Source organism: Planococcus sp. CAU13, from assembly GCF_000775575.1.
Lineage (GTDB): Bacteria > Bacillota > Bacilli > Bacillales_A > Planococcaceae > Planococcus.
In genome coordinates this window covers 1-25,660 of sequence record NZ_JRGN01000343.1, presented here as the reverse complement: position 1 = coordinate 25,660, position 25,660 = coordinate 1, and the positions used below count along the sequence as shown (strand labels likewise).

The following is a 25,660-nucleotide window of genomic DNA, read 5'->3' as shown; positions in this document are numbered from 1 at the left end:
CAACGAGCACGAGTTAGCTCAGCGCGAGCCTCCAGGCAAGCGCAGCTGTTTTGCGTAATATCGGCTACTGAGATTTTATATATTATTAAATACAAAGGGGTTGCCCGAATGAATGCTGAAATTATTGCAGTGGGGTCTGAATTGCTGCTTGGACAGATAACGAATACGAATGCCCGTTTTGTTTCCGGGCATCTGGCCGAAATCGGCATCAATGTTTATTATCATACAGTGGTCGGCGACAATCCGGAGCGCCTTGAACAGGCCATTAAAATTGCGGAAAGCCGCGCTGATCTTATTATTTTCTCCGGAGGACTCGGACCGACCAAAGATGACCTGACGAAAGAAACGATCGCGAGACATCTCGGTACGACCCTCCAGATGGACGAAGAAGCGATGGATTCGATCAGCGAATTTTTCGAACGCGCGAAGCGGCCAATGACCGAAAACAATAAAAAGCAGGCGCTGATCCTGAAAGACAGCGAAGTGCTCGTCAATCACAATGGCATGGCTCCGGGCATGTTCTATAAGCACAACGGCCGGATCTACATCCTGCTGCCGGGGCCGCCTCATGAAATCGAGCCGATGTTCCAGTTCGAGGCAAAACCGAAACTGATCCGCCTGCTGAATAAAGAAAATGTCATCATCTCACATGTTCTCCGTTTTTACGGGATCGGTGAAGCGGAACTTGAAGACCGCCTTGATCATATCCTTGAAAAACAGACGAATCCAACGATTGCCCCGCTGGCATCAGCCAGTGAAGTAACGCTGCGCATTACGGCGAAGACGGATACCGCTGATGAGGCGTGGAAACTCATCAACAGTGCAAAAGAAGAGATTCTGGCTGTAGTCGGTGAATATCTTTACGGTTATGATGATGACTCACTGACATCACGCGCTGTGGATCTGCTGAAAGAGCAGAATAAGACGATATCAGCGGCAGAAAGCCTGACGGCGGGGCTTTTCCAGTCGGAACTTGCTTCTGTTGCGGGAGCAAGTTCTGTTCTTGCCGGTGGAGTTATCGCTTATAATGAAGCAATTAAAATCAGCCAGCTTGCGATTGACGCTGAACTTCTGAAAACGCATGGTGTCGTCAGTGAAGAGACGGCACTTGCCATGGCGGACAATGTCCGGCATAAATTCGGTACGGATTACGGCATCGGACTGACAGGGGTTGCCGGACCGGACGCACACGGCGGCCAGCCTGCAGGAACCGTCTGGATCGCAATTTCCTCTGAAGCGGGAAGCGAAGCATACCGCCTGCAACTGTCAGGCATGCGCAACACCAACCGGATCCGTACGGTTAAACTGGCCTTGCATTATTTAATACGAACACTTTCCCGTTAAAAAAACGCGCAAAAATTATTTTTGCGCGTTTTTCCTGTTCAAAAAGCGGTTATGGTCATTATACGTGTTTTAAATGATAAATTTAAAATACGAACACGAATAAACGTTCGCTTTTTTCTTGTGTATTTCTCAATAACCTAGTATACTAGAAACAGGTAGAAAATTGGTTTTAACTAAGAGGAGGATTTCTTTTGAGCGATCGCAAAGCAGCGTTGGATGTAGCGTTAAAACAAATTGAAAAACAATTTGGTAAAGGTTCGGTTATGAAATTAGGGGAAAAAAGCGACCGGAATATTTCATCGGTTTCCAGTGGTTCATTGGCTATAGACTCTGCACTTGGCATAGGCGGATACCCGCGTGGCCGTGTTATTGAAATCTATGGTCCTGAGAGTTCAGGTAAAACGACTGTCTCGCTTCACGCTATTGCGGAAGTTCAGGCGTCAGGCGGAACGGCAGCATTTATCGATGCTGAGCATGCTCTGGATCCTGTCTATGCACAGAGTCTGGGCGTCAACATTGATGAATTATTGCTGTCTCAGCCGGATACAGGCGAGCAGGCTCTGGAAATCTGTGAAGCATTGGTCCGAAGCGGAGCGGTTGACATCGTTGTTATCGACTCGGTTGCTGCACTTGTTCCAAAAGCGGAAATTGAAGGGGAAATGGGCGACTCGCATATGGGTCTGCAAGCCCGTCTGATGTCTCAGGCTCTCCGTAAATTATCCGGTATCATCAACAAATCGAATTCAATTGTCATCTTTATCAACCAGGTCCGTGAAAAAATCGGTGTCATGTTCGGTAACCCGGAAACGACAACTGGCGGACGCGCGTTGAAATTCTATTCTTCCATCCGTATGGAAGTGCGCCGTGCTGAAGCATTGAAATCCGGCAACGACATTATCGGTAACCGCACGAAGATCAAAATTGTCAAAAACAAAGTTGCGCCGCCGTTCAGAACTGCGGAAGTTGACATCATGTACGGAAAAGGGATTTCCCGTGAAGGTGAAATCGTGGATATCGGAGCAGAACTGGAAATCATCCAGAAGAGCGGTTCATGGTATTCATACAAAGAAGACCGCATCGGGCAAGGCCGCGAAAATGCGAAGCAGTACCTGCGCGACCACAGCGACATCAGCAATGAGATTGCAGGGAAAATCCGTGAACAATACGGGATGGCAGCTGCGTCCTACACTATTGCCGCTGCAAAGGAAGAACCGGAAGAGTTTAATCTGCTGATTGACGAGGACGACGAATAAGTCTGAATAGTAAGCTGCCGGATGCAAAGCGATGCTTTGTGGCCGGCAGCTTTTTGATTTTTGCCATTACTCAGGGACGGCTGGATGCTGAGACACAGTCACTCTCACCGGGTTGACACTTTAAAGGTCCATCTATACAATTAAAAATGTATAATTTACTAATTTTCCATTGTTTTAAGCAACAAAAAAATTCATAATTATTGTGAAACGTAAAAACGAATAGCAAGAGGAGGTGTCCGAATGGATAACGTGATCATCTTCGCTTTGCTTGGTCTACTCGTCGGTGTGTTTGTTGGTTATTTTGTAATGAAAAAATCAAATGAATCCAAAATGGCAGGTGCGAGAAACTCTGCAGAGCAGATTATTGAAGATGCGAAGAGAGAAGCGGAAGCGCTGAAAAAAGAAGCCCTTTTGGAAGCAAAAGACGAAAATCATAAATTGCGTACTGAAACAGAATCTGAAATTCGGGAACGCCGATCAGAACTTCAAAAACAAGAGAATCGGTTGTTGCAGAGAGAAGAAAATTTGGATCGCAAGGATGATGCATTAAACAAAAGAGAGGCAGGGCTTGAACGGAAAGACGAAGCTCTCGCCGAAAAACAACAGCATATTGAACAGATGGAACGCAAAGCTGAAGAAATGGTTCGACAGCAGCAATCCGAAATGGAGCGGATTTCGTCTTTGACGCGCGAAGAAGCGAAATCGATTATCCTCGAGCAGGTTGAAAATGAACTTTCAACGGATATTGCTGCGATGGTTAAAGAAAGTGAAATCCGTGCCAAAGAGGAATCCGATAAAAAGGCGAAAAACATTTTGTCCTTGGCGATGCAGCGTTTTGCAGCAGACCATGTGGCAGAGACGACCGTATCGGTTGTCAACCTGCCGAATGACGAGATGAAAGGCCGGATCATTGGCCGTGAAGGCCGCAATATCCGGACGCTTGAAACATTGACGGGTATCGATTTGATAATCGATGATACACCGGAGGCAGTCATTCTGTCAGGTTTCGACCCGATCAGACGTGAAACTGCCAGACTGGCACTTGAAAAACTTGTATCCGACGGCCGTATCCATCCGGCGCGGATCGAGGAAATGGTTGAAAAGTCCAGACGCGAAGTTGATGAACAAATCCGTGAAATTGGTGAACAGACCACATTTGACGTTGGGGTACATAACCTGCATCCCGATTTGATCAAAATTCTTGGCCGTCTGCGTTACCGCACAAGTTACGGGCAAAATGTCCTCAAGCATTCGGTGGAAGTCGCATTCCTGTCCGGCTTGATGGCAGCGGAACTTGGCGAAGACGTCACCCTGGCAAGGCGCGCAGGATTGCTTCATGATATCGGTAAAGCGATTGACCATGAAGTGGAAGGCAGCCATGTGGAAATCGGGGTTGAGCTCGGAACCAAATACAAAGAACATCCAGTCGTCATCAACAGCATTGCTTCCCACCACGGCGACACCGAAGCGACTTCGATCATTTCGGTGATTGTTGCTGCAGCGGATGCCCTCTCAGCGGCACGTCCGGGAGCAAGAAGTGAGACACTGGAAAACTATATCCGCCGTCTGGAAAAACTTGAAGAGATTTCGGAATCCTATGAAGGCGTTGAGAAATCATTCGCCATCCAGGCAGGACGCGAAATTCGAATCATGGTCAGACCGGAACAGATCGATGATATGACTGCACACCGTCTGGCCCGCGATATCCGGAAGCGGATTGAAGAAGAGCTGGATTACCCGGGACATATCAAAGTGACCGTAATCAGGGAAACAAGAGTAGTTGAATATGCAAAATAATAGGATAAAGGCTTCGATGAATGTCTATTCAAAGAAGCCTTTTTCTTATGGAAAAAGGTGATTGTATGAAAGTTTTATTTATAGGGGATATTGTGGGGTCGATCGGACGGGATGCACTGGAATCGTATCTGCCGCGCCTGAAGAGGAAATATCAGCCGGACGCGGTCATCGCCAATGGCGAAAACGCTGCTGCCGGCAGAGGCATCACCAAAGCGATTTATCAGGACCTGTTGTTCATGGGCGTCGACATGGTGACGATGGGCAACCATACATGGGACCAGAAAGAGATTTTCGATTTTATTGACGAAGTGGATTATTTGATCCGCCCGGCAAACTTTTCACCGGAAGCACCGGGACGAGGCATGGCGACGCTGACGAAAAACGGCAAAACACTGTCGGTGATCAACCTGCACGGCCGTGTGTTCCTGCCGCCGCATGATGACCCGTTCCAAAAAGCTGACGAGCTGCTGGCAGAGGCAAAAGCCATTTCGCCGTTGGTGTTTGTGGATTTCCATGCAGAAGCGACCAGCGAAAAGATTGCGATGGGCTGGCATCTGGATGGCCGTGCGTCTGTGGTGGTCGGAACCCACACCCACGTTCAGACAGCGGATTCACGCGTTCTGCCTGGCGGCACCGCGTATATCACGGATGTCGGCATGACGGGCCCTTATGATGAAGTTCTCGGCATGAGCAAGGAGTCGGTGCTGTACCGGTTCAAAACCAATATGCCGACGCGCTTTGAAGTTCCGAAACGAGGGCGTTCCGTCGTCAGCGGATTTTTCGCGGAACTCGACGATGAGACAGGCAAAGCCGTGTCGTGCGAGCGCATTTATATCAATGATGATTATCCTTTCCGCGGATAAATCCGCAGTTGGTGACGATTCTCCGACAATTGAAGCCGTTCGCTTGTAGGACGCCCTGTGTGTTCAGTATAATAGCGGTAGTGGTCTGATAACGATGGTCAGCCAAGTGTCAAAGCGGAAAAATTAAAACTAAAACATGGCCGCTGAACGGTGTATTTTACAAATATTGCCGGTGGCCAGGAAATGGGTGTCCAATAGATGACGTATTCAAAAGATGAAATCGTAGCAAAAGCCCGCGAAGTGGCAGACATGATCTCTGCGACAGAAGAAGTGGATTTCTTTAAACGTGCGGAAGCACAGATCAACGAGAACCAGCAAATCCGCGAGAAAATCGCCAGCCTGAAAAGCCTTCAGAAACAAGCGGTAAATTTCCAGCATTACGGCAAGGAACGCGCTCTTGAACTGATCGAAGGCAAAATCAAGAAAATTGAAGAAGAAATTGACGCTGTGCCGATTGTCCAGGAATTCAAGCAATCCCAGAGCGACGTCAATTCACTGCTTCAGATGGTATCGACGGCCATCGCCAACCAGGTGACGAACAACATTATCACTGAGACGGGCGGCGACCTGCTGCGCGGTGAAACCGGTTCGAAAGTGAAAAGCACGACACCGGGCAACCGTTAATCAGATCCGCAGCCCAATAAAATCAAACAGGAAAAGCCGAAAGAGCCGACACTCTTTCGGTTTTTCTTTTATCCCTGTATTTTTGCTATAATGAAAACACGAAGAATCGATTGTGAGAGAGGTTTTAAAATGGCAATTACACCGATGATGCAACAATATTTCCAGGTAAAGGCGGATTATCAGGATGCGTTCCTTTTTTTCCGTCTTGGCGATTTTTATGAAATGTTTTATGACGATGCCGTGCAGGCTTCCCAATTGCTTGAAATCACACTGACGAGCAGAGGCGGCAATGGAGACGACCGGATACCGATGTGCGGCGTGCCGCACCATGCCGCAAAAAATTACATAGACCAGCTGGTTGCCAAAGGCCATAAAGTGGCCATCTGCGAACAGGTGGAAGATCCAAAATTGACGAAAGGCGTCGTCAAACGTGAAGTGGTGCGGCTCATTACACCGGGCACACATACAGAAGGCAAGAGCGTGGATTCCAAATCGAATCATTTTATAGCGGCGGCTGAAGAACTGCCGGGCGGTTTTTCATTGTCCTATATCGATATTTCCACAGGGGAGTCCACCGCCACTTACATAATGGGACAGGGCAAAGCGCTGTTGCAGGAATTGCAGTCACTCGGCATACGCGAGCTGGTCGTTTCCGATTCCCTGTTTTTAATGCTGAATGAAGATGCTCAGGACCTGCTGCTGTCGATTGAGCCGATGGAGTTTGTCTATGAACTGGATGGGTCACTGGTAAAAGACTGTCCGGCGGATCTGACTGGTTCAAGCCACCGGCTCCTGACGTACATCGCCCGTACGCAGAAACAGTCGCTCGAACACATCCAGCCGTTCGTCTACAGCGAAGAAGGGCAATTGCTCAGCATCGATTTCCATTCCAAGCGCAATCTGGAACTGCTGCAGTCCATACGCGGCGGAGAGACGAAAGGGACGCTGCTCTGGCTGCTTGATGAAACGGTCACGGCGATGGGCAGCCGCAAGCTGAAGCAATGGCTGCATCAGCCTCTAGCCAACCGGAGCCGCATCGAACTTCGCCAGCAGATGGTCGAGTCCCTGATCGAGCATTATTTCACAAGAGTTGAATTGCAGAATGCTTTAAAGGAAGTCTATGACCTTGAGCGCCTCAGCGGACGCATCGCTTTTGGCAGCGCAAGCGGACGCGATCTGGCGCAGCTGAGAAGCTCGCTTGAAAAAGTGCCGGCGATCATCGAACAGCTTGCTGAAGCGGGCAATGCTTCTCTGGCTGATTTCGCCGGGACACTCGACCGCTGCGGCGAAGTGTGTGAGCTGCTCGGCGCCATCAGCGAGAACCCGCCGCTGTCGGCTAAAGAAGGCGGCGTCATCCGCGAAGGTTTCAACGAACAATTGGATAAATACCGGGATGCTTCCCGCAACGGCAAAGACTGGATTGCGCAGCTTGAACAGGAAGAGCGGCAAAAAACAGGCATCAAGTCGCTGAAGATCGGCTATAACCGAATTTTTGGCTATTATATCGAAATTTCAAAAGCCAATATGCACCTCGCCGACCTCGGGCGCTATGAACGCAAACAGACACTGGCGAATGCGGAACGCTATATCACCCCTGAACTGAAGGAAAAGGAAACGCTGATTCTGACAGCTGAAGAAGAAAGCCTGGAACTGGAGTACAGGCTGTTCACCGTCATCCGGGATGAAGTCAAACAATACATTTCCCGCATTCAGCAGCTTGCTTCCACGCTGAGCACGCTGGACGTCTTCATCAGTTTCGCGAATATTGCGGAAAAATACCGTTTCACTAAACCTGCTTTCACAGACGGCCGTGAAATTTCCATTATCGGCGGACGTCATCCGGTTGTTGAAAAGATGCTCAACAAACAGCATTATGTGCCGAATGACTGTGTCCTGACGGAAGACAGCAATATGCTGCTGATTACAGGGCCCAATATGTCCGGTAAAAGTACATATATGCGTCAGGTGGCATTGACTGTCGTCCTTGCACAGATCGGCAGTTATGTGCCTGCAGAATCGGCGAAGCTGCCTGTCGTGGATCAAATTTTCACCCGCATAGGAGCGGCGGATGATCTTGTTTCCGGACAGAGTACATTCATGGTTGAAATGCTGGAATCCCAGTATGCCATCACCCATGCCACCGAGCGGAGCCTGCTCCTGTTCGATGAAATCGGCCGCGGCACATCCACATACGACGGCATGGCGCTGGCCCAGTCGATGATTGAATACATCCACGAGAAAATCGGTGCCAATACGCTGTTTTCGACGCATTACCATGAACTCACCTCACTCGAAGGGTCACTGGAGCGATTGAGCAATGTCCATGTGGCAGCGATGGAGCAATCGGGGAAAGTGGTTTTTCTCCATAAAGTGAAGCATGGGCCGGCGGACAAGAGCTACGGCATCCATGTCGCAGAGCTTGCCAATCTTCCGCAAACGATCCTTGCCCGTGCGCGTGAACTGCTTGCCGCATTTGAACAGGAAAAGAAACAGCATACACAGCATATCGAACAATTATCCTTTTTCGATGACCGCGATACCGACAGGGAAGAAGCGGTGCAGTCGATTCTGGATGCGAGAATATCATCGATGACACCGCTTGAAGCATTGCAGATGCTGAATGATCTGCAATTGAAGCTTAACCGGAAGGAGTGATTCTATGGGCAAAATCCATTTGATGGATGAACCTTTATCGAATAAGATTGCGGCGGGTGAAGTCGTGGAACGGCCGACATCTGTCGTCAAGGAACTCGTGGAAAACGCCATTGATGCCGGCAGCCGGACGGTCGAGGTCCTGCTTGAAGAGGCAGGGCTGACATCGATTCAAATTATTGATGACGGAGCGGGCATGGACAGTGAAGATGCTTTGCTGTCTTTTTCCCGTCACGCGACAAGCAAAATTGCCAATGAACACGATCTGTTCCGGATCCGGACGCTCGGCTTCCGGGGAGAGGCGCTGGCAAGTATTGCCTCGGTATCGAAAGTGACACTGCAGACTTCCGACGGCACGAGCGGAACATTTGTGCAGCTGGAAGGCGGGCGTCTCATCGAAAGCCGGCCGCATGCACTCCGGCAGGGAACCGATATCAAAATCGATCAATTGTTTTTCAATACTCCGGCACGCCTCAAATACATGAAGACGCTGCAGACGGAACTCGGCCACACGATCGATCTGATGAACCGTTTTGCGCTCAGCTATCCGGCGGTCGCCTTTAAACTCGTCCATGACGGCAGGACGATCCTGCAGACAGCCGGCAGCGGAGAAATCCGCCGGGTGCTGGCAGATATTTACGGCGTGGCCATCGCAAAGAAAATGATTTCCTTTGAAGGAGAATCGCAGGATTATAAAATATCCGGCTATACGTCTCTGCCTGAAATTACACGCGCCAATAAAAACTACATTTCCCTTTTCGTTAATGGAAGGTGGGTAAAGCATTACGCCATCGCGACGACCGTCCATAAGGCTTATCACACGTTCCTGCCTTTGGAGCGGCAGCCGATCACTGTGCTGAATATTGAAGGCGATCCCTATCTTACGGATGTCAATGTTCATCCATCCAAACAGCAGATTCGCCTCAGCAAGGAAAAAGAGCTGATGGATCTGATTCACCAGACCATTCGTCAGGCCGTCAGTCTGGAGGTCAGGGCACCGGTCATCGAAGAGCCCAAGCCGAAAAAACAGGCATATGCCCCGTCCAAGCAATTGGATCTCTGGAAGAACTTTGCAATGGTGAACGAACAGCAGACGGCCGAACGGAAAGAATTTCATTTTCCTCCTGCAGAGTTGGAGGAGCGGGATCAGGCGCACGAACCGCCGGCCGAACCTGCGGCACAAGCGCTGCAGGCCCAACCGGATTCAGCGCCGGAGGAATATTTTGGAGACGTTCAGGGAATAGAGGAAAGTCCGCAGTTTCCGGAATTGGAAGTTGTCGGCCAGATCCACGGCACATATATCGTTGCGCAAAGTTCGGATGGCTTTTATCTGATTGATCAGCATGCCGCCCAGGAGCGCATCAAATACGAATTTTTCCGGGAAAAAGTGGGGCAGGCGGATCCCATGGAGCGGCAGTCGCTGCTGTTGCCTTTGACCTTCCATTACAGCAGGGACGAAGCACTTCGCCTGCAGGAGAATCTCGACAGCCTGGCAGAAACGGGTGTGTTTCTGGAACTGTTCGGCGATTCATCTTTCATCGTCCGTGAACATCCGACCTGGTTTCCGCAAGGATTTGAGCAGGAAGTCATCGAAGAACTGATTGAGCAGGTCCTGAACGGCAACCGGGCAGATATCAAAAAACTGCGGGAAGAAGCGGCGATCATGATGAGCTGCAAACGTTCGATCAAAGCGAACCATTATCTTCAGAAGCACGATATGGAGCAGCTGCTGCGGGATCTGAAGGATGCGGAACAGCCTTTCACATGTCCTCATGGCCGTCCAGTGATCATCCATTTCAGGACGTATGATGTCGAAAAGATGTTCAAGAGAGTTATGAATTAGAGGAGGCTGGATCAGTTGGAAAGCTATATCCTGTCGATTGATCAGGGAACAACCAGTTCCCGTGCAATTTTATTCAATAAAAAAGGGGAACTGGTCCACAGCTCCCAGAAAGAATTCAAGCAATATTATCCGAATCCTGGCTGGGTCGAGCACAACGCCAGCGAAATATGGGGGACCGTGCTTTCCGTTCTTGCACAGGTATTGACGGAAAGCGGGATCCAGCAGACGCAGATTGCCGGCATCGGCATCACGAACCAGCGTGAAACTACAGTTGTCTGGAATAAAAACACCGGGCAGCCGATTTATCCCGCGATTGTCTGGCAGTCGCGCCAGACGCAGCCGATCATCGGTGAACTGAAAAAATCAGGCGAAGAACAATGGTTCCGGGAAAAGACGGGGCTGCTGCTGGATCCGTATTTTTCCGGAACTAAAGTCAAATGGATTCTTGATCAGGTGGATGGGGCGAGAGAGGCGGCGGAACAAGGCGATTTGCTGTTTGGCACCATTGATTCCTGGCTGATCTGGAAAATGACGGATGGCAAAGTGCATATCACTGATTATTCCAATGCTTCGCGGACTTTGCTCTATAATATCTATAACTTAGAATGGGATGCCGAAATATGTGAGAAACTCGGAATTCCGATGCAGATGCTGCCGGAAGTCAAATCCTCATCAGAAATATACGGTGAAACGGATCCAAGTATTTTCTTCGGACAAAAAGTGCCGATTGCCGGCATAGCGGGCGATCAGCAGGCCGCGCTGTTCGGCCAGCACTGCGTTGAAAAAGGCATGGCCAAAAATACATACGGCACAGGCTGCTTTATGCTGATGAACACGGGCGAAGAACCGGTGAAATCAGACAATGGTCTATTGACGACGATTGCGTGGGGCCTTGACGGCAAAGTGGTTTATGCACTTGAAGGAAGCGTATTTGTGGCCGGTTCCGCCATCCAATGGCTGAGGGATGGCATGCGCATGCTGAAAAACGCTGCGGATTCGGAAGATTATGCGAAGCGGGTGCCTTCTACCGGAGGCGTTTATGTGGTGCCTGCATTTGTCGGCATGGGAACGCCGTACTGGGATTCTGAAGCACGCGGCGCCGTATTCGGTTTGACGAGAGGCACCGAAAAAGAGCATTTTATCCGCGCGACACTGGAGTCACTGGCGTATCAGACGAAAGACGTGCTTGACTGCATGGAGCAGGATTCGGGCACTGAAATCCAGCTTCTCCGGGCGGACGGCGGCGCCGTCGGCAATGCGTTTCTGATGCAATTCCAAAGCGATATCCTGCAAAAAGACGTGGAACTGGCGAGGCTCAATGAAACGACGGCTCTCGGCGCCGCTTATCTGGCGGGCCTTGCCACAGGTTTCTGGAGCGGCCTTGAGGAAATAGGGGAATTGAGTTCCACTCAGAAGGTGTATAAACCGGATATGGAAAAAGCTTACATGGAGGAACTTTATAAAGGGTGGAAAAAAGCGGTTGATGCCACCCGCCATTTCAGCAAATAGAGGGGGATGACTATGTTTTCAGCCAAACTTCGGCAGCAAAGAATTGATGAACTGGATCTTTACCAATTTGATCTCGCGGTCATCGGCGGCGGCATTACAGGAGCGGGGATTGCGCTGGATGCTATTTCCAGGGGCTTGTCGGTTGTGCTGATTGACAAGGAGGATTTTGCATCCGGAACCTCCAGCCGGTCGACGAAACTGATTCACGGCGGTCTTCGTTACCTCAAGCAATTTGAAGTGAAGATGGTGCGCGATGTCGGCCGTGAACGGGAAGTCGTCTACGAAAACGCGGTGCATGTAACTGAACCGCAGTGGATGCTTCTGCCATTCCATAAAGGGGGCACATTTGGGCCTTTCACAACTTCCATTGGCCTGCGGGCCTATGATTATCTGGCAGGCGTCAAAAAAGGGGAACGGCGCAAAATGCTGTCTGCTGCAGAAGCGCTGGCTAAAGAGCCTTTATTGAAAAATGAAGGATTGCAGGGCGGCGGCTACTACGTGGAATACCGGACGGACGACGCCCGGCTGACGCTGGAGATTCTGAAGAAAGCGGCAGAAATGGGAGCACTTTGCCTCAATTACGTCAGAGCGGTGGATTTCCTGTATGATAATGGAAAAGTTTCCGGTGTGGAAGCAGTGTGTTCGGTCACCGGGAAAAAAATAGCGATTTCCGCAAAAAAAGTGGTAAATGCGGCAGGACCGTGGGTGGATGAACTCCGCGACATCGATTCTGCAGCTGCCGACAAACAGATCCGCCTGACAAAAGGGGTGCATATTGTGGTCGAGCGCAAAATTTTTCCGCTTCGGCAGCCGGTGTATTTTGATGCACCGGACGGCCGGATGATTTTTGCCATCCCGCGGGACGATAAAGCCTATATCGGCACGACTGATACTTTTTATGACGGAGATCCTGCAGATGCGGCGGCGGCTGAAGAAGACGTCACCTATCTGCTGAAAGCGGTCACCCATATGTTTCCGACGATAAAACTGGGCTATTCGGATGTGGAATCCACTTGGGCAGGTGTACGTCCGCTGGTGTATGAAGAAGGGAAAAATCCATCTGAGATTTCTCGAAAAGATGAAGTCTGGGAATCCGAAAACGGGCTGATTTCCATAGCCGGAGGAAAGCTGACCGGTTACCGGAAAATGGCCGAAGCCATCGTCGACCGCGTTACAAAATCTTTGGAGAAAAACGGCAGCAAAAAATATGGCAGGTCGGTCACCCGTAAACTGCCATTATCCGGCGGAGACTTCGGAGGTTCACAAAAATTCCCGCGCTTTGTCCATTCCATGGCGCTGCAATCTGAGCAATTCGGACTCAGCCCGGAAGAAGGGCGGATGTTTGCACAATTTTATGGCACCAATGCCGGAAAAGTTTTTGAGCAATACTGGATCCGTTCTGCTGAACCGCACAGTGACGGACTGCCTGATGTGCTGGCAGCTGTTGTGGCCTATGCCATCGAAGATGAAATGGCCATGACACCCAGTGATTTCTTCATCAGGCGGACAGGCGACCTCTATTTCCATATAGCCGATGTCATCCGCTATAAAGAGCAGGTGCTGGATTATATGGCCAAACACTTAAATTACAGTGCGGAACAAAAAGAACGGTTCCGGCAGGATTTACTGGATGAAATTGATAAAGCCACCCGGTTCGGCAGGGGGGTGCTCCAGTGAAGATCACAAAAAGTTTTATGACGGCCTCTGATGGCCATGAAGTTTTTTATGAAGTCTATGAACCTGAAAATCCGAAAGCCCACATCCATATCATCCATGGCATGGCCGAGCACATTGGCCGCTATGAGGAATTCATCCAGTACCTCACGGACCGCGGTTTCGCAGTTTCCGGGCACGACCAGCGGGGGCATGGGCGCACCGCCGAACGAAATGGCGTGGAAGGTTATTTTTCAGAAAAAAATGGATTTGACCGCGTGGTGGAAGACGTCAGTGATGTCCTTTTCGCCGTCCGGCAGCAGATCGGGGAGATGCCGCTTGTGCTGTTCGGCCACAGTATGGGTTCGTTCGTTGCACGACGGTTCATCCAGCTGCACAGCGGCACTGTTTCCCGCGCTGTTTTTTCCGGCACAGGCGGGAACCCGGGCATTGCAGGGCAGCTCGGCATTTTGCTTGCTAAGGCGAAGGGGACACTGAATGGCAAAGACGAGAAAAGTAAAATGCTTGGTTCACTCGTTTTCGGTCCATTCATAAAGGCGTTCAAAGAAGAGGACTCCGTTTTTGCCTGGCTTTCAAGTGATGCCAGTGAAGTTGCGAAATACGAAGCGGATCCGATGAGCGGCTTTGTGTCGACCAATCAGTTTTTTGCCGATCTGATCGGAGGCATGCTGCTGATCAATAAAAAAGAGGAAATCGCTAAAATCCGGAAAGATTTGCCCATTCTGCTGATCGGGGGATCAAAGGATCCGGTGGGGCAAAACGGAAAAGATCTGTTTGCAGCCGCTGCCGATTACAAAAAAGCGGGAATTCAGGAAATCAAAGTGTTTTTAGGGGAAGAAGCGCGGCACGAACTTCTCCATGAAGTGGAAAAAGAACGCTTTTTCCGGGTGATGGCGGATTGGATGGCTGCTTATGATTGATGTGCTGGCCGTTGTCGGGCCGACTGCTTCCGGAAAAACGGCGCTGAGCATCGAATTGGCAAAGGCATTTGACGGAGAAATCATCAATGGGGATTCCATGCAGGTATATCGTGGCATGTCGATCGGCACCGCAAAAGTGAAAGCCGAGGAAATGGGCGGCGTGAAACATCACCTGCTGGATATCAAAGACCCGGAAGAGCCATTTTCAGTGGCGGAATACCAGCAGCTGGTAAGGAATAAAATCGACGAAATTGCAGTGGCCGGAAAATTGCCGATCATTGTGGGTGGCACGGGGCTGTATGTGCAGGCAGTACTGTTCGACTACCGTTTCTCCGAGTCGCAGGTTGATGAAGAATTGCGCGCTGAGTTATATCAGGAACTGGAACAATTTGGACCGGACCATATGCACCGAAAATTAATCGCTCTGGATCCGGATGCCGATATCCATCCGAATAACACAAGAAGAGTGATCCGGGCACTTGAGATTTTAATTGGAAGCGAAGAGAAAGTCGACCGGAGCCGGGCGCTGCAACCAATATATAATGAGTTGGTTGTCGGCATTGATATGCCGAGAGAAGAGTTGTATGAGCGAATTGACCGGAGAGTCGATGGGATGATGGAAGAAGGGCTGATGGAGGAAGTTGCTGCTCTCCATCAAAAAGGGATAAGAGATGTGCAGTCCATCCAGGCCATTGGCTACAAGGAAATTTATGCCTGTCTCGACGGGAAAATGGATCTAGGACAGGCCCTTATACTGCTGAAAAAGAATTCAAGGAATTACGCAAAACGGCAATTGACCTATTTTCGCAACAAATTGCCGGTCTATTGGATTGACGGCCGAAAACCGATGGAGGAAAATATTAAATTAATTCAGCAAATCATGCAGGAAAACAAACGTGAGCGTCGAATTGAAATAATTGGTGAGCAAAAACAAGATCAGGTGAAATAGGGGGATTTTCATGAAACCAGTAAATATCCAGGACGTTTATTTGAATCAGCTGCGTAAAAATAATATTTTTGTTACAGTTTTTTTACTCAATGGCTTCCAATTGAAAGGAACCATTAAATCCTATGATAATTTTACAGTGCTGGTCGAAACGGACGGCAAGCAACAGCTGATCTACAAACATGCAATCTCCACATTTTCACCCGCAAAAGCGGTTTCCATCGAACATCAGGAGTAAAAAGAAAAACCGGCCGCACAAGTGGCCGGTTTTTCAATTGACAGCGGCAAATTTACCCGCTAGGATTTTATAAGAGTCAACTCGTTCGGGGGTGGAAAATATGAAAACGATCACAACTGATGAATTGCAGGAACGCATTGAATCCGGTGAGCAACTGAACATCATCGATGTGCGTGAAACGGAAGAAGTGGCTGCGGGAATGATACCTGGGGCAAAGCATATACCGTTGGGGGAAATCGACATCCGTGCCGATGAGCTCGGTTCCGGTGAGCCGTACTATATTGTATGCCGTTCCGGAGCGCGCAGCGGACGGGCCAGCGATTTCCTGACTGAACAGGGGATAGACGCCATTAACGTTGAAGGTGGCATGCTGGCCTGGAAAGGTGAAACAATCGCCTGAAAAATTCATGTCAATTTAAAACTGCCGCCCGTATAATTAGCCGGGCGGCAGTTTTTTTATCATACAGTAATTTTTCTTGAAGGCAACCGCCACTTATACGTATAGGATAAAACCCGCATTACCAGGATGGCGGCGAAGAGAATATAAAGGGTGAAATCATTGCTGATCAAATCGACACCGATCAGCAAGCCGGCAATTGCGGCCCATACAGCGTAGATTTCCGCTTTCAGTACAAGGGGCTTTCTGCCTGCCAGCAAATCGCGGATGATGCCCCCGCCTGATCCTGTCAGGACAGCAGCTACGATCACTGCATAGACGGGAAGTTCCAGTTCGACAGCATAAAGCGCACCCTGCACGGCAAAAGCCGATAACCCGATTGCATCAAAAAAGTGGCCCCAGCGATTCCACTGGCCAAGCAGGCGATTGGGAAACAGGAAAACCAGCGTGATGGCAGCGAGTGCGAGCTGGAACATCATTTCCTGTTCCCATAAAGCAGATACCGGAACGCCGATCAGCAAATTACGGACTGCACCGCCTCCAAAAGCAGTTACAAAGCCAAGGAGATAAATGCCGAAAACATCATATTCTTCTTCCATCGCAATAATTGCGCCGGATACCGCAAAAGCGATGGTGCCAATCGCACTTAAAACTTCCCATGCCATTCTGTTCCCTCCTGGATTAATAACCTCTATGAATTGTAGCAGAAAAGAGCTCAATTTCAAGTAAGGACCAGAATAGAAGAAATAAACGAAGAACGGAGAAAGTTATGTTAACTACTATGAGATATATAGAAGAAAAAATTCATCATCAACTAAGGCAGGCGGACGAAATCGCCATGATCAATCAGCAAAAAGTGCTGACCGCATTTCACAGCCATAAAGTGAGTGACCACCATTTCAATCCCTCAACCGGCTACGGCTATGATGACGAAGGCAGAGATACACTGGAGAAAGTATATGCGGAGGTATTCAGGGCGGAATCGGCGCTTGTCCGCCCACAGATTATTTCCGGCACCCATGCCATTACAATTTCGTTATTCGGTATTTTACGCCCCGGCGATGAACTTCTTTATATAACGGGAAAACCTTACGATACACTGGAATCCATTGTCTCGGGAGGAGAAAAGGACACCGGTTCGCTGCGTGATTTCGGCATCAGCTACCGTCATATTGACTTGACGGAAGACAATAAACCCGATTGGGGAGAAATCGAAAAAGCGATAAGCCGAAATACAAAAGTTATCGCCATCCAGCGGTCAAGGGGATACGATACCCGTCCTTCTTTTACAATAGATGAAATCGAAGAAATGGTGGCAGAACTCCGGAAGCTGAAACAGGAAGCCATCATTTTTGTCGATAATTGCTACGGTGAGTTTGTGGAAGAACGTGAACCTGTAGAAGCGGGAGCGGATCTGATTGCCGGTTCCCTCATTAAAAATCCGGGAGGCGGCCTGGCGAAAATCGGCGGCTACATTGCGGGTAAAAAGGATTTAGTGGAAAAATGCGCATACCGCATGACTTCTCCGGGTATAGGAGGAGAGGCAGGAGCGTCTCTGAATACATTGCCGGATATGTATCAGGGCTTTTTCATGGCTCCGCATATTGTTTCCCAGGCCTTGAAAGGAGCCATTTTCACTGCTGCATTGCTCGAAGATGCCGGAATGGCAACTACACCGCATTGGTCAGATGAGCGCACAGACTTGATCCAATCAGTTTCTTTTGCCAATGCTGAACAGATGGTGGCATTCTGCCGCACCATTCAGGCCAATTCGCCAGTGAATGCCCAATTTCTGCCGGAAGCAGCCTATATGCCCGGCTATGAAGATGATGTCATCATGGCAGCAGGCACCTTCGTTCAGGGTTCAAGCATTGAACTTACAGCCGATGGACCAATCCGTCCGCCTTACACTGCTTTTGTTCAAGGCGGTTTGACGTATGAACATGTGAAAATAGCAGTTCTGAACTCCGTACAGTATTTGAAATCAAAGGAACTGCTGAAATAAAATATATGTCAGGTAATGTAACATAGGTTTGACAGGAAAACTGACACATGATATTCTTTTATTGTAAGTAAAAAATAAAGGGTGAGCAATATGACGAATCGTGTCCGCCGGTCAATGCCAATTTTGCCGATCAGCATTGTGATGCAGCTTACAGATCTGACCGCGCGTCAAATCCGTTATTATGAAGAACACGGATTAATCAGCCCTGCCAGGACAGACGGCAATAAACGCATGTTTTCATTAAATGATGTGGATGTGCTGTTTGAAATTAAGGATTTCCTCGACCAGGGCCTTAATATTGCCGGCATCAGGAAAATGTTCGAGATGAAAAACCAGCCTCAAAATGTTCTGGCTGAACCGAAAAATCTCAGTGATGAAGATGTGCGGAGAATTTTCCGGGAAGAAATGATGCCAGGCAACAGTTTTAACCGAAACGGCTTCAGACAAGGGGATCTATCCCGGTTCTATCAATAATGCCGGGCTACATAAAACTAATAGGAGAGTGGAAAAAGCATGGGCAAGTATTCCAAGGAAGATATTCAAAGATTAGTTAAGGAAGAAGATGTTAACTTTATCCGACTGCAATTCACAGATATCCTGGGTATCATCAAAAACGTTGAAATTCCGACATCGCAACTTGAAAAAGCGCTGGACAATAAAATGATGTTCGACGGTTCGTCGATTGACGGCTTTGTCCGTATCGAAGAATCCGATATGTATTTGTTCCCGGATCTTGATACGTGGGTCGTATTCCCGTGGATCACTGGCAAAGGGAAGGTTGCCCGTCTTATCTGTGATATATATAATTCTGACGGCACGCCATTCGCCGGAGATCCCCGCAATAACCTGAAGCGTGTCCTGAAAGAGATGGAAGAACTTGGATTCACTCATTTCAACCTGGGTCCTGAACCGGAATTTTTCCTGTTCAAACTCGATGAAAGAGGAGAACCTTCTCTGGAATTGAACGACCACGGCGGCTATTTTGACCTGGCACCTATGGATCTTGGCGAAAACTGCCGTCGGGATATCGTTCTGGAACTTGAGGAAATGGGCTTTGAGATTGAAGCGTCCCATCACGAAGTGGCTCCGGGCCAGCACGAAATCGACTTTAAATACGCCGATGCCCTGAAAGCCTGCGATGATATCCAGACTTTCAAGCTGGTGGTTAAAACAATTGCCAGAAAACACGGACTCCATGCAACTTTCATGCCGAAGCCGTTGTTCGGTGTCAGTGGATCAGGCATGCACATGAACGTATCATTGTTCAAAGGCAATGAGAATGCTTTCCTGGATGAAAATGGAGACATGCAACTGAGTGAAACCGCATTCCAGTTCATGGCAGGGATTCTCGAACATGCGCAAGGCTTTACAGCTGTTACGAACCCGACAGTCAACTCGTATAAACGCCTTGTGCCTGGTTTCGAAGCACCTTGCTACATAGCATGGTCCGGCCAGAACCGCAGTCCGCTGATCCGTATTCCAGCTTCACGCGGCTTGTCGACGCGCATAGAAGTAAGATCGGTCGATCCGGCAGCAAACCCTTACCTGGCCATGGCCGTTCTCCTGGGAGCGGGACTTGACGGGATCAAACGCAAATTGACTCCGCCAAAACCTGTTGACCGCAATATTTATGCAATGAACAAAAAAGAACGCCAGGCAGTCGGAATCGAAGACCTGCCGAGTACATTATATGCAGCGCTGCAGGAACTGCAGGCTGATGATGTTATGGTGAAATCACTGGGAAGCCATATACTGAACAACTTTGTGGAAGCGAAGGAAATCGAATGGGATATGTTCAGAACAACCGTGCACCCATGGGAACGTGAACAGTACTTGAAGATGTATTAATGGGACCGGCCGCAGAAGCTTACCAGCTTCTGTGGTTTTTTTCTTTATAAATTGGTGCAATAAGGAATTTTTTATTGTAATCTGGATATTAGAGGAAGAACCGGGATATCAAGTTTATTCTATTTGAAAGACCGGTGCTCATACTCCAGGAGATTGAGCTAAAGGGGAGAGGTACGTGTTTGAAACGTGGTTAGACTTTAAGGGAATTTTTGGGAGAAACGACCGTGATGATAATTCGTGTGACGGTTGCGGCACCGAAGACTTTGATTTATTGTGCAAGGAAAAAGAGGACGATGGGCAATCCAAGGCCGCAATTTTCATCTGCAAGAATTGCGGGCAGCAGAAAAGAATTGCCTACAGTGAAATTGAAGAGCCTGCAATTAAGATTAATACTGAATGAGAGCGGGTATAATATCTTATGCCACCCGGTTTAATAACTCGTACTGAATTTTCTTTGTACGCAAAGAAAATTTTGTTGGAGGTGATTAAATGGGGAGAATCCATGGGATTAAAAATCTGATCACTTACTTAAAGTCAGTGGATTATCCGCTGTCTGAACAGGAAATCAATGGATTTTTAGAGGCAAAGACAATCCCGCACAGCAGACCTTATGGCGATCTTATCGTTTTTGAATGCTCCCATATTGAATGGTGGGTAGATCTGCAGCGAAATAAAGAAAGTAAATCTTGACGCATTAAATGCAAAATCTCTTTTGTCGCCTGAAACTTAGGGCAGCAAAAGAGTTTTTGTCTGAAGCAGGAATATTCCACCTGATTTCCAGTTCTTTATCCATGTATGCTAAACTAATGGAGAGAGATGGATACTGTAGACAGGAGGCAATACGATGAAAAACTTCCAGCTTGAATTCTTTTTTGATCAAGGAAACACTTTGATCCACCAAGTTAAAGCAACAAGCAAAGAGTCTGCGTTAAGCGGCATACCCACAAATGGCACATATGAATTCCAGGGTGCATCAGATAATAAGGCTTACCGCATTACCATCAATTTAGTAAAATATATTATAGTATCAGAGTTATAATGAATATCAGAATAAAAATAAGAGCCGCAGGGGCGTTCCCCTGCGGCTCTTTTTTTGCTCTTAATGAATCTGGCGGTATACGCCGACAACTTTTCCGAGTATGGATACTGTTTCGACGATAATGGGATCCATTGAAGAATTTTCCGGCTGAAGACGGAAATAATTGTCTTCACGGAAGAAGCGTTTGACTGTTGCTTCATCTTCTTCGGTCATCGCCACCACGATGTCGCCATTATTTGCCGTTTGCTGCTGCTTGACGATAACATAATCGCCATTCAGTATACCGGCTTCGATCATACTTTCACCCATGATTTCAAGCATGAAGATGTGATCGTCTTCTGTACCGTAGGACTGTGGAAGCGGGAAATATTCCTCTACGTTTTCGATTGCTGTAATCGGTTGCCCGGCTGTAACTTTACCGATGAGCGGCACATGCAGAACAGGGCTTTTGTCTATCAGGGCTTCATCCGTGGAAATGACTTCAATCGCTCTTGGTTTAGTGGGGTCACGGCGTATGAGGCCCTTGCTTTCAAGTCTGGCCAAATGGCCGTGGACAGTGGAACTGGATGCCAGACCAACTGCTTCCCCAATTTCACGGACGGATGGTGGATATCCCTTTTTTTGTACTTCATCTTTAATGAAAGTCAAAATATCTTCCTGGCGCTTCGATACTTTCTTCAACAGTTTCACCTCTTTTATTGGAATTCCTTGTTTTCTAGTTTTATTATAGCAACTTGGTCATTGAAATGCAAACATAGGTTCGAATTTTACCTTGACAAAAACACCTGTTCGCATTAATATAAGAACATATATTCCGAACATACATTCCTGGAGGCGATATTTATGGCAACACTGCAAAAAAACTCTTTTGTAATCCTATTTTTCGCTTTAATTCTTTTGCTTTCATTTTATTCCGTGTTCTCCCATAATAATGATCAGGCCCGGATGGTGCAGCTCAAAATCGAACAGGGTGACACCCTGTGGACATTGGCTGACGAATTCAGCGGCAATACTCCCCATCATGAATGGATTGATGAAATTATGAAGGAGAACCAATTGGATGCTCCTGTGATTACTGCCGGTCAAACGCTGGCGATTCCAGAAAAGCATCTTAAATTTGCTCCGGACCAAAATCTCAAACTGGCGAGTGATTCAGAATGAAGAAAAAAGCCTATATTTATTGCCGGGTAAGCACTGATAAAGAAACTCAGGAAACTTCCCTTGAACGGCAGGAAGAAGAATTGATGAAGTTCGCTTTTGAGCAGGGCTATCTGGTTGAACAGGTTTTCCGTGATCAGTACAGCGGTTATGAAATGGACAGGGACGGGTTATTGGAAATGCTCAACAGCATCAAAACTGAAAAGTTGGATGCTGTATTTGTGCAGGACGAGACACGTCTCGGCAGAGGCCATGCGAGAATCGCATTATTGCATGTAATGAAGAAATACGGCGTGGATGTCTATACATTATCTGACCAGGGACAGATCGCGCTGAACGATATGGATGATATGGTGCTTGAAATTCTTGCCATCGTCGAAGAATATCAGCGCAAAATACATAATGCCAAAATCAAGCGCGGTATGAGGCGGGCGGTTGAAAATGGCTATAAACCCGAAAAAAACCTGAAAGGAAAAGGCAATCCTCAGGGAAGGGAAAGGCTTGAATTGCCGCTTGACCAGATCGTCAGCCTGAAAAACAATGGATTGACTTTCCATGAGATTGCGGTAACACTTGAAGGCTTCGGCTATAAAGCGAGCAAAGCCACAGTCCACAGGCGCTACAGAGAGTTTCAGCAAATGTCCCAAAACTAATTTCTTGCAACTGCCTTTCTATTTTTATACCATATGAAGAGGGAAGGGTGGATGTATGATGTTAGTACCAGACAAAATGAAACGTATTAATGAACTTGCGAAAAAGTCCAAAACCGACGGTTTATCGATTGAAGAAGCGAAAGAGCAAAGCGCCTTGAGACAGGAATACCTGACCACTTTCCGCAAGACGATGCGCGGCACAATTGAAAATGTAACGATCATCGATCCGAATGGAGACGATGTGACCCCTGAAAAGGTCAAAAATAGCCGGGAGAATAAGTATTTGAATTAATACTTATTCTCTTTTTCGTTGTATTCTTTTCCGGAGTTTACTAAACTAGATAAGGAATGAATTTTGTATCAGAAAGGGTGTTACCATGTCTAATCATACAGACCAACTGGCAGTAACCACAATCCGCACATTATCCATAGATGCGATTGAAAGAGCGAATTCCGGACATCCCGGCTTGCCGATGGGAGCAGCTCCAATGGCATATACATTATGGACCAAACACATGAACCACAATCCGAAAAATCCGGAATGGTTTAACCGTGACCGTTTTGTTTTATCAGCAGGGCATGGCTCCATGCTGCTGTACAGTTTGCTTCATTTAAGCGGTTATGGACTGGAAATGGATGAAATCAAGAATTTCCGCCAATGGGATTCCAAAACACCCGGGCATCCGGAATATCACCATACTGTTGGAGTGGAAGCGACGACGGGACCGCTTGGACAAGGCATCGGAATGGCAGTCGGCATGGCGATGGCTGAAAAGCACCTTGCTGCAATATACAATAAAGAAAACCTGAATATCGTCGATCACCATACTTTTGCGTTATGCGGAGATGGTGACTTGATGGAAGGTGTGGCTGGTGAAGCGATTTCACTTGCGGGTCACCTCAAACTGAACAAACTGGTTGTTCTTTATGACAGCAATGATATTTCACTTGACGGTGAACTCAGCATGAGTTTTTCCGAAGACATCCGTAAACGCTTCGAGTCTTACGGGTGGAACTATCTGCGCGTCGAAGACGGCAACGAACTGGATGATCTTTCGGCAAAAATCGCAGAAGCGAAACAATCATCCGACAAACCGACTTTGATTGAAGTGAAAACAGTCATCGGCTACGGAGCTCCGAACAAATCCGGTAAAGCGGATGCGCACGGTGCACCACTTGGCGAAGATGAGATGAAATTGGTAAAAGAATATTATAAATGGACTTTTGATCAGGATTTCCACGTACCTGATGAGGTCTATGAAACATTCAGGAAAGCTACCGACGAACTTGGCGGCAAAGCTGAAGCTGAATGGAATAAACTGTTCGAACAATATGAAACAGAGCATCCGAAACTCGCAGAGCAGCTGAAAGCGGCCATCCGCGGCGATCTTCCTGAAAACTTCGAATCGGAATTCCCTGAATATGAAGTGGGCAAAAAACAGGCAACACGTTCTTCTTCAGGCGATATGGTCAACGCAATTGCCAAAACTGTTCCTTCATTCTTCGGAGGAAGCGCTGATTTGGCGGGATCGAACAAAACGAATATCAAAGGCGGCGGAGATTTCGATGCAGAAAATCCGGCCGGCCGCAATATCTGGTTCGGTGTCCGTGAATTCGCGATGGGCACGGCTTTGAACGGTATGGCGCTGCACGGCGGCCTTCATGTTTTCGGCGGCACATTCTTCGTATTCAGCGACTATGTACGTCCGGCAATCCGTTTGTCCGCATTGATGGGCTTGCCTGTCACTTACGTCTTCACGCATGACAGTGTGGCTGTCGGCGAAGATGGACCAACCCACGAGCCGGTCGAGCATTTGGCTTCACTTCGTGCAATGCCAAACCTGAACGTGATCCGTCCCGCAGATGCCAATGAGACGAAGCAGGCCTGGAAATTGGCGCTTACAGCTAAATCCCAGCCAACTCTGCTTGTATTGTCACGCCAGGATCTGCCGGTTCTTGAAGGCACAGGCGAACTTGCAGCTGAAGGCGTTGAAAAAGGTGCTTATGTAATTTCCGGCACTGAAAATCCGCAGGCAGTATTGCTTGCGACCGGTTCTGAAGTGAGTCTGGCAGTTGCGGCACAAAAACAATTGGCAGAAGAAGGCATTGCTGTATCGGTTGTTTCCATGCCATCATGGGACCGCTTTGAGAAACAGGACAAAGCATACAAGCAGTCTGTAATTCCGCCAACTGTGAAAAAACGCCTTGCAATTGAAATGGGTGCATCATTTGGATGGGACCGCTACACAGGCGATGAAGGGGATATCCTTGCAATCGACCGCTTCGGAGCAAGTGCACCAGGCGAACGCATTATGCAGGAATTCGGATTTACTCCTGAAAACGTAGTGGCAAGAGTTAAAAATCTGATCAACGAATAATTTCTGGGCGGGAGCAAATTTGCTCCCGTTTTTATATGCAGGCTGTGTCTTTTTTCTTTTGGCAAGGTTATGGTCAGTGAGCTTCTTTTATAGTATAATTTTTTGGGTGCACTATTTTATTTACGCAACACGAGGGAGGTAATATATTTGTTGGATACATGGATCTGGATCGTAATCGTGATTTTCGCTTTACTCGCAGGTGTTGCTCTTGGATTCTTCATTGCACGACGTTATATGATGAAGTATCTGCAGGACAATCCACCGATTAATGAAGAAATGCTCCGCATCATGATGATGCAGATGGGACAAAAACCATCTCAAAAGAAAATCAATCAAATGATGGCTCAAATGAATAAAGCGGCTACTAAGCCTGAGAAAAAAGAAAAAGCGGTAAAAAAATAAAAGGCACTCATGTGAGTGCTTTTTTATTTCGTTGATTTATACTTATAATTATGTTATGTAAACTAAAATGCTGAAAGTAAAAATGGTAAGTAATCGATATTGCGCAAAACAGCTTCG

The 25,660-nt window shown here is 48.0% G+C and carries 26 protein-coding genes; 24 read left to right on the top strand and 2 right to left on the bottom strand.

Annotated features, from left to right (window positions below; translation table 11 throughout):
• Window positions 1-108: 108 nt before the first annotated feature.
• The 13 genes from KW93_RS16135 (at window position 109) to KW93_RS16075 (ending at window position 16,063) form a co-directional block, all read left to right on the top strand.
• Window positions 109-1,344 (top strand): competence/damage-inducible protein A, encoded by a 1,236-nt coding sequence (locus KW93_RS16135; RefSeq protein ID WP_033544077.1) that lies wholly within the window; start codon window positions 109-111, stop codon window positions 1,342-1,344.
• Window positions 1,345-1,535: 191 nt separating this feature from the next.
• On the top strand, window positions 1,536-2,597 hold the full coding sequence (gene recA, locus KW93_RS16130) for a recombinase RecA (protein WP_033544076.1): 1,062 nt from the start codon (window positions 1,536-1,538) through the stop codon (window positions 2,595-2,597).
• A gap of 240 nt (window positions 2,598-2,837) precedes the next feature.
• Entirely contained in the window at window positions 2,838-4,394 is a 1,557-nt protein-coding gene (gene rny / locus KW93_RS16125; protein WP_033544075.1) for a ribonuclease Y, read from the top strand.
• A 65-nt stretch (window positions 4,395-4,459) separates the two neighbouring features.
• The gene (locus KW93_RS16120) at window positions 4,460-5,257 is read left to right on the top strand and encodes a TIGR00282 family metallophosphoesterase (protein ID WP_033544081.1); all 798 of its coding nucleotides are present in this window, start codon (window positions 4,460-4,462) and stop codon (window positions 5,255-5,257) included.
• A 198-nt stretch (window positions 5,258-5,455) separates the two neighbouring features.
• Window positions 5,456-5,881, top strand: coding sequence for a RicAFT regulatory complex protein RicA family protein (locus KW93_RS16115; protein ID WP_033544074.1), 426 nt, complete (start codon window positions 5,456-5,458; stop codon window positions 5,879-5,881).
• Between the two features lie 129 nt (window positions 5,882-6,010).
• Window positions 6,011-8,536 carry a DNA mismatch repair protein MutS gene (mutS, locus tag KW93_RS16110; RefSeq protein ID WP_033544073.1) on the top strand — a complete coding sequence of 842 codons (2,526 nt, stop codon included), beginning with the start codon at window positions 6,011-6,013 and terminating at the stop codon, window positions 8,534-8,536.
• 4 nt (window positions 8,537-8,540) lie between these two features.
• Window positions 8,541-10,376: a DNA mismatch repair endonuclease MutL gene (mutL, locus tag KW93_RS16105; protein ID WP_033544072.1), complete on the top strand. Its 1,836-nt coding sequence runs from the start codon at window positions 8,541-8,543 to the stop codon at window positions 10,374-10,376.
• Between the two features lie 15 nt (window positions 10,377-10,391).
• Window positions 10,392-11,885 carry a glycerol kinase GlpK gene (gene glpK, locus KW93_RS16100; RefSeq protein ID WP_033544071.1) on the top strand — a complete coding sequence of 498 codons (1,494 nt, stop codon included), beginning with the start codon at window positions 10,392-10,394 and terminating at the stop codon, window positions 11,883-11,885.
• 12 nt (window positions 11,886-11,897) lie between these two features.
• Entirely contained in the window at window positions 11,898-13,562 is a 1,665-nt protein-coding gene (locus tag KW93_RS16095) for a glycerol-3-phosphate dehydrogenase/oxidase (protein ID WP_081987047.1), read from the top strand.
• Window positions 13,559-14,479: an alpha/beta fold hydrolase gene (locus tag KW93_RS16090; RefSeq protein ID WP_052131667.1), complete on the top strand. Its 921-nt coding sequence runs from the start codon at window positions 13,559-13,561 to the stop codon at window positions 14,477-14,479. Before KW93_RS16095 ends, KW93_RS16090 begins: the two co-directional genes overlap by 4 nt.
• The gene (gene miaA, locus KW93_RS16085; RefSeq protein WP_033544069.1) at window positions 14,472-15,428 is read left to right on the top strand and encodes a tRNA (adenosine(37)-N6)-dimethylallyltransferase MiaA; all 957 of its coding nucleotides are present in this window, start codon (window positions 14,472-14,474) and stop codon (window positions 15,426-15,428) included. Before KW93_RS16090 ends, miaA begins: the two co-directional genes overlap by 8 nt.
• Before the next feature lie 10 nt (window positions 15,429-15,438).
• Complete coding sequence (gene hfq, locus KW93_RS16080) at window positions 15,439-15,663, top strand: RNA chaperone Hfq (protein WP_033544068.1); 225 nt, start codon at window positions 15,439-15,441, stop codon at window positions 15,661-15,663.
• 100 nt (window positions 15,664-15,763) lie between these two features.
• On the top strand, window positions 15,764-16,063 hold the full coding sequence (locus tag KW93_RS16075) for a rhodanese-like domain-containing protein (RefSeq protein ID WP_033544067.1): 300 nt from the start codon (window positions 15,764-15,766) through the stop codon (window positions 16,061-16,063).
• 59 nt (window positions 16,064-16,122) lie between these two features.
• Here the strand turns inward: KW93_RS16075 and KW93_RS16070 are convergent, their stop codons facing one another.
• Window positions 16,123-16,725, bottom strand: a complete 603-nt coding sequence (locus KW93_RS16070) for a trimeric intracellular cation channel family protein (RefSeq protein WP_033544066.1) — start codon at window positions 16,723-16,725, stop codon at window positions 16,123-16,125.
• Window positions 16,726-16,829: 104 nt separating this feature from the next.
• Between KW93_RS16070 and KW93_RS16065 the strand changes: the two genes are divergently transcribed.
• From KW93_RS16065 to KW93_RS16040, 6 genes are all read left to right on the top strand, one after another.
• Window positions 16,830-18,065 carry a methionine gamma-lyase family protein gene (locus tag KW93_RS16065; RefSeq protein ID WP_033544065.1) on the top strand — a complete coding sequence of 412 codons (1,236 nt, stop codon included), beginning with the start codon at window positions 16,830-16,832 and terminating at the stop codon, window positions 18,063-18,065.
• 90 nt (window positions 18,066-18,155) lie between these two features.
• On the top strand, window positions 18,156-18,539 hold the full coding sequence (locus KW93_RS16060) for a MerR family transcriptional regulator (protein ID WP_033544064.1): 384 nt from the start codon (window positions 18,156-18,158) through the stop codon (window positions 18,537-18,539).
• 39 nt (window positions 18,540-18,578) lie between these two features.
• Entirely contained in the window at window positions 18,579-19,913 is a 1,335-nt protein-coding gene (gene glnA, locus KW93_RS16055) for a type I glutamate--ammonia ligase (protein ID WP_033544063.1), read from the top strand.
• A 175-nt stretch (window positions 19,914-20,088) separates the two neighbouring features.
• Window positions 20,089-20,313, top strand: a complete 225-nt coding sequence (locus KW93_RS16050) for a hypothetical protein (RefSeq protein ID WP_033544062.1) — start codon at window positions 20,089-20,091, stop codon at window positions 20,311-20,313.
• A gap of 89 nt (window positions 20,314-20,402) precedes the next feature.
• On the top strand, window positions 20,403-20,603 hold the full coding sequence (locus KW93_RS16045; protein ID WP_033544061.1) for a hypothetical protein: 201 nt from the start codon (window positions 20,403-20,405) through the stop codon (window positions 20,601-20,603).
• Window positions 20,604-20,757: 154 nt separating this feature from the next.
• Complete coding sequence (locus tag KW93_RS16040; RefSeq protein ID WP_033544060.1) at window positions 20,758-20,952, top strand: hypothetical protein; 195 nt, start codon at window positions 20,758-20,760, stop codon at window positions 20,950-20,952.
• Window positions 20,953-21,012: 60 nt separating this feature from the next.
• On the opposite strand, the gene lexA is transcribed toward KW93_RS16040, so the two are convergent.
• Window positions 21,013-21,633, bottom strand: a complete 621-nt coding sequence (gene lexA, locus KW93_RS16035; RefSeq protein ID WP_033544059.1) for a transcriptional repressor LexA — start codon at window positions 21,631-21,633, stop codon at window positions 21,013-21,015.
• Between the two features lie 162 nt (window positions 21,634-21,795).
• Here lexA and yneA point away from each other — a divergent pair, with 162 nt between their 5' ends.
• From yneA to KW93_RS16010, 5 genes are all read left to right on the top strand, one after another.
• Window positions 21,796-22,113 carry a cell division suppressor protein YneA gene (yneA, locus tag KW93_RS16030; protein ID WP_033544058.1) on the top strand — a complete coding sequence of 106 codons (318 nt, stop codon included), beginning with the start codon at window positions 21,796-21,798 and terminating at the stop codon, window positions 22,111-22,113.
• Window positions 22,110-22,763, top strand: a complete 654-nt coding sequence (locus KW93_RS16025) for a YneB family resolvase-like protein (RefSeq protein WP_033544057.1) — start codon at window positions 22,110-22,112, stop codon at window positions 22,761-22,763. The genes yneA and KW93_RS16025 overlap by 4 nt, the downstream gene beginning before the upstream one ends.
• Window positions 22,764-22,821: 58 nt before the next feature.
• The gene (locus KW93_RS16020; RefSeq protein ID WP_033544079.1) at window positions 22,822-23,055 is read left to right on the top strand and encodes a DUF896 domain-containing protein; all 234 of its coding nucleotides are present in this window, start codon (window positions 22,822-22,824) and stop codon (window positions 23,053-23,055) included.
• A gap of 85 nt (window positions 23,056-23,140) precedes the next feature.
• Entirely contained in the window at window positions 23,141-25,141 is a 2,001-nt protein-coding gene (gene tkt / locus KW93_RS16015; protein ID WP_033544056.1) for a transketolase, read from the top strand.
• Window positions 25,142-25,291: 150 nt separating this feature from the next.
• The gene (locus tag KW93_RS16010; protein ID WP_033544078.1) at window positions 25,292-25,543 is read left to right on the top strand and encodes a YneF family protein; all 252 of its coding nucleotides are present in this window, start codon (window positions 25,292-25,294) and stop codon (window positions 25,541-25,543) included.
• Window positions 25,544-25,660: the final 117 nt, after the last annotated feature.

Excerpts from the sequence above, each read along its gene's own strand:
- KW93_RS16135 (WP_033544077.1), top strand. The coding sequence starts at position 109 with ATGAATGCTGAAATTATTGCAGTGGGGTCTGAATTGCTGCTTGGACAG.
- rny (WP_033544075.1), top strand. The coding sequence starts at position 2,838 with ATGGATAACGTGATCATCTTCGCTTTGCTTGGTCTACTCGTCGGTGTG.
- KW93_RS16120 (WP_033544081.1), top strand. The coding sequence starts at position 4,460 with ATGAAAGTTTTATTTATAGGGGATATTGTGGGGTCGATCGGACGGGAT.
- KW93_RS16115 (WP_033544074.1), top strand. The coding sequence starts at position 5,456 with ATGACGTATTCAAAAGATGAAATCGTAGCAAAAGCCCGCGAAGTGGCA.
- mutS (WP_033544073.1), top strand. The coding sequence starts at position 6,011 with ATGGCAATTACACCGATGATGCAACAATATTTCCAGGTAAAGGCGGAT.
- mutL (WP_033544072.1), top strand. The coding sequence starts at position 8,541 with ATGGGCAAAATCCATTTGATGGATGAACCTTTATCGAATAAGATTGCG.
- KW93_RS16095 (WP_081987047.1), top strand. The coding sequence starts at position 11,898 with ATGTTTTCAGCCAAACTTCGGCAGCAAAGAATTGATGAACTGGATCTT.
- miaA (WP_033544069.1), top strand. The coding sequence starts at position 14,472 with ATGATTGATGTGCTGGCCGTTGTCGGGCCGACTGCTTCCGGAAAAACG.
- hfq (WP_033544068.1), top strand. The coding sequence starts at position 15,439 with ATGAAACCAGTAAATATCCAGGACGTTTATTTGAATCAGCTGCGTAAA.
- KW93_RS16075 (WP_033544067.1), top strand. The coding sequence starts at position 15,764 with ATGAAAACGATCACAACTGATGAATTGCAGGAACGCATTGAATCCGGT.
- KW93_RS16070 (WP_033544066.1), bottom strand. The coding sequence starts at position 16,725 with ATGGCATGGGAAGTTTTAAGTGCGATTGGCACCATCGCTTTTGCGGTA.
- KW93_RS16065 (WP_033544065.1), top strand. The coding sequence starts at position 16,830 with ATGTTAACTACTATGAGATATATAGAAGAAAAAATTCATCATCAACTA.
- KW93_RS16060 (WP_033544064.1), top strand. The coding sequence starts at position 18,156 with ATGACGAATCGTGTCCGCCGGTCAATGCCAATTTTGCCGATCAGCATT.
- glnA (WP_033544063.1), top strand. The coding sequence starts at position 18,579 with ATGGGCAAGTATTCCAAGGAAGATATTCAAAGATTAGTTAAGGAAGAA.
- KW93_RS16045 (WP_033544061.1), top strand. The coding sequence starts at position 20,403 with ATGGGGAGAATCCATGGGATTAAAAATCTGATCACTTACTTAAAGTCA.
- KW93_RS16040 (WP_033544060.1), top strand. The coding sequence starts at position 20,758 with ATGAAAAACTTCCAGCTTGAATTCTTTTTTGATCAAGGAAACACTTTG.
- yneA (WP_033544058.1), top strand. The coding sequence starts at position 21,796 with ATGGCAACACTGCAAAAAAACTCTTTTGTAATCCTATTTTTCGCTTTA.
- KW93_RS16025 (WP_033544057.1), top strand. The coding sequence starts at position 22,110 with ATGAAGAAAAAAGCCTATATTTATTGCCGGGTAAGCACTGATAAAGAA.
- KW93_RS16020 (WP_033544079.1), top strand. The coding sequence starts at position 22,822 with ATGTTAGTACCAGACAAAATGAAACGTATTAATGAACTTGCGAAAAAG.
- tkt (WP_033544056.1), top strand. The coding sequence starts at position 23,141 with ATGTCTAATCATACAGACCAACTGGCAGTAACCACAATCCGCACATTA.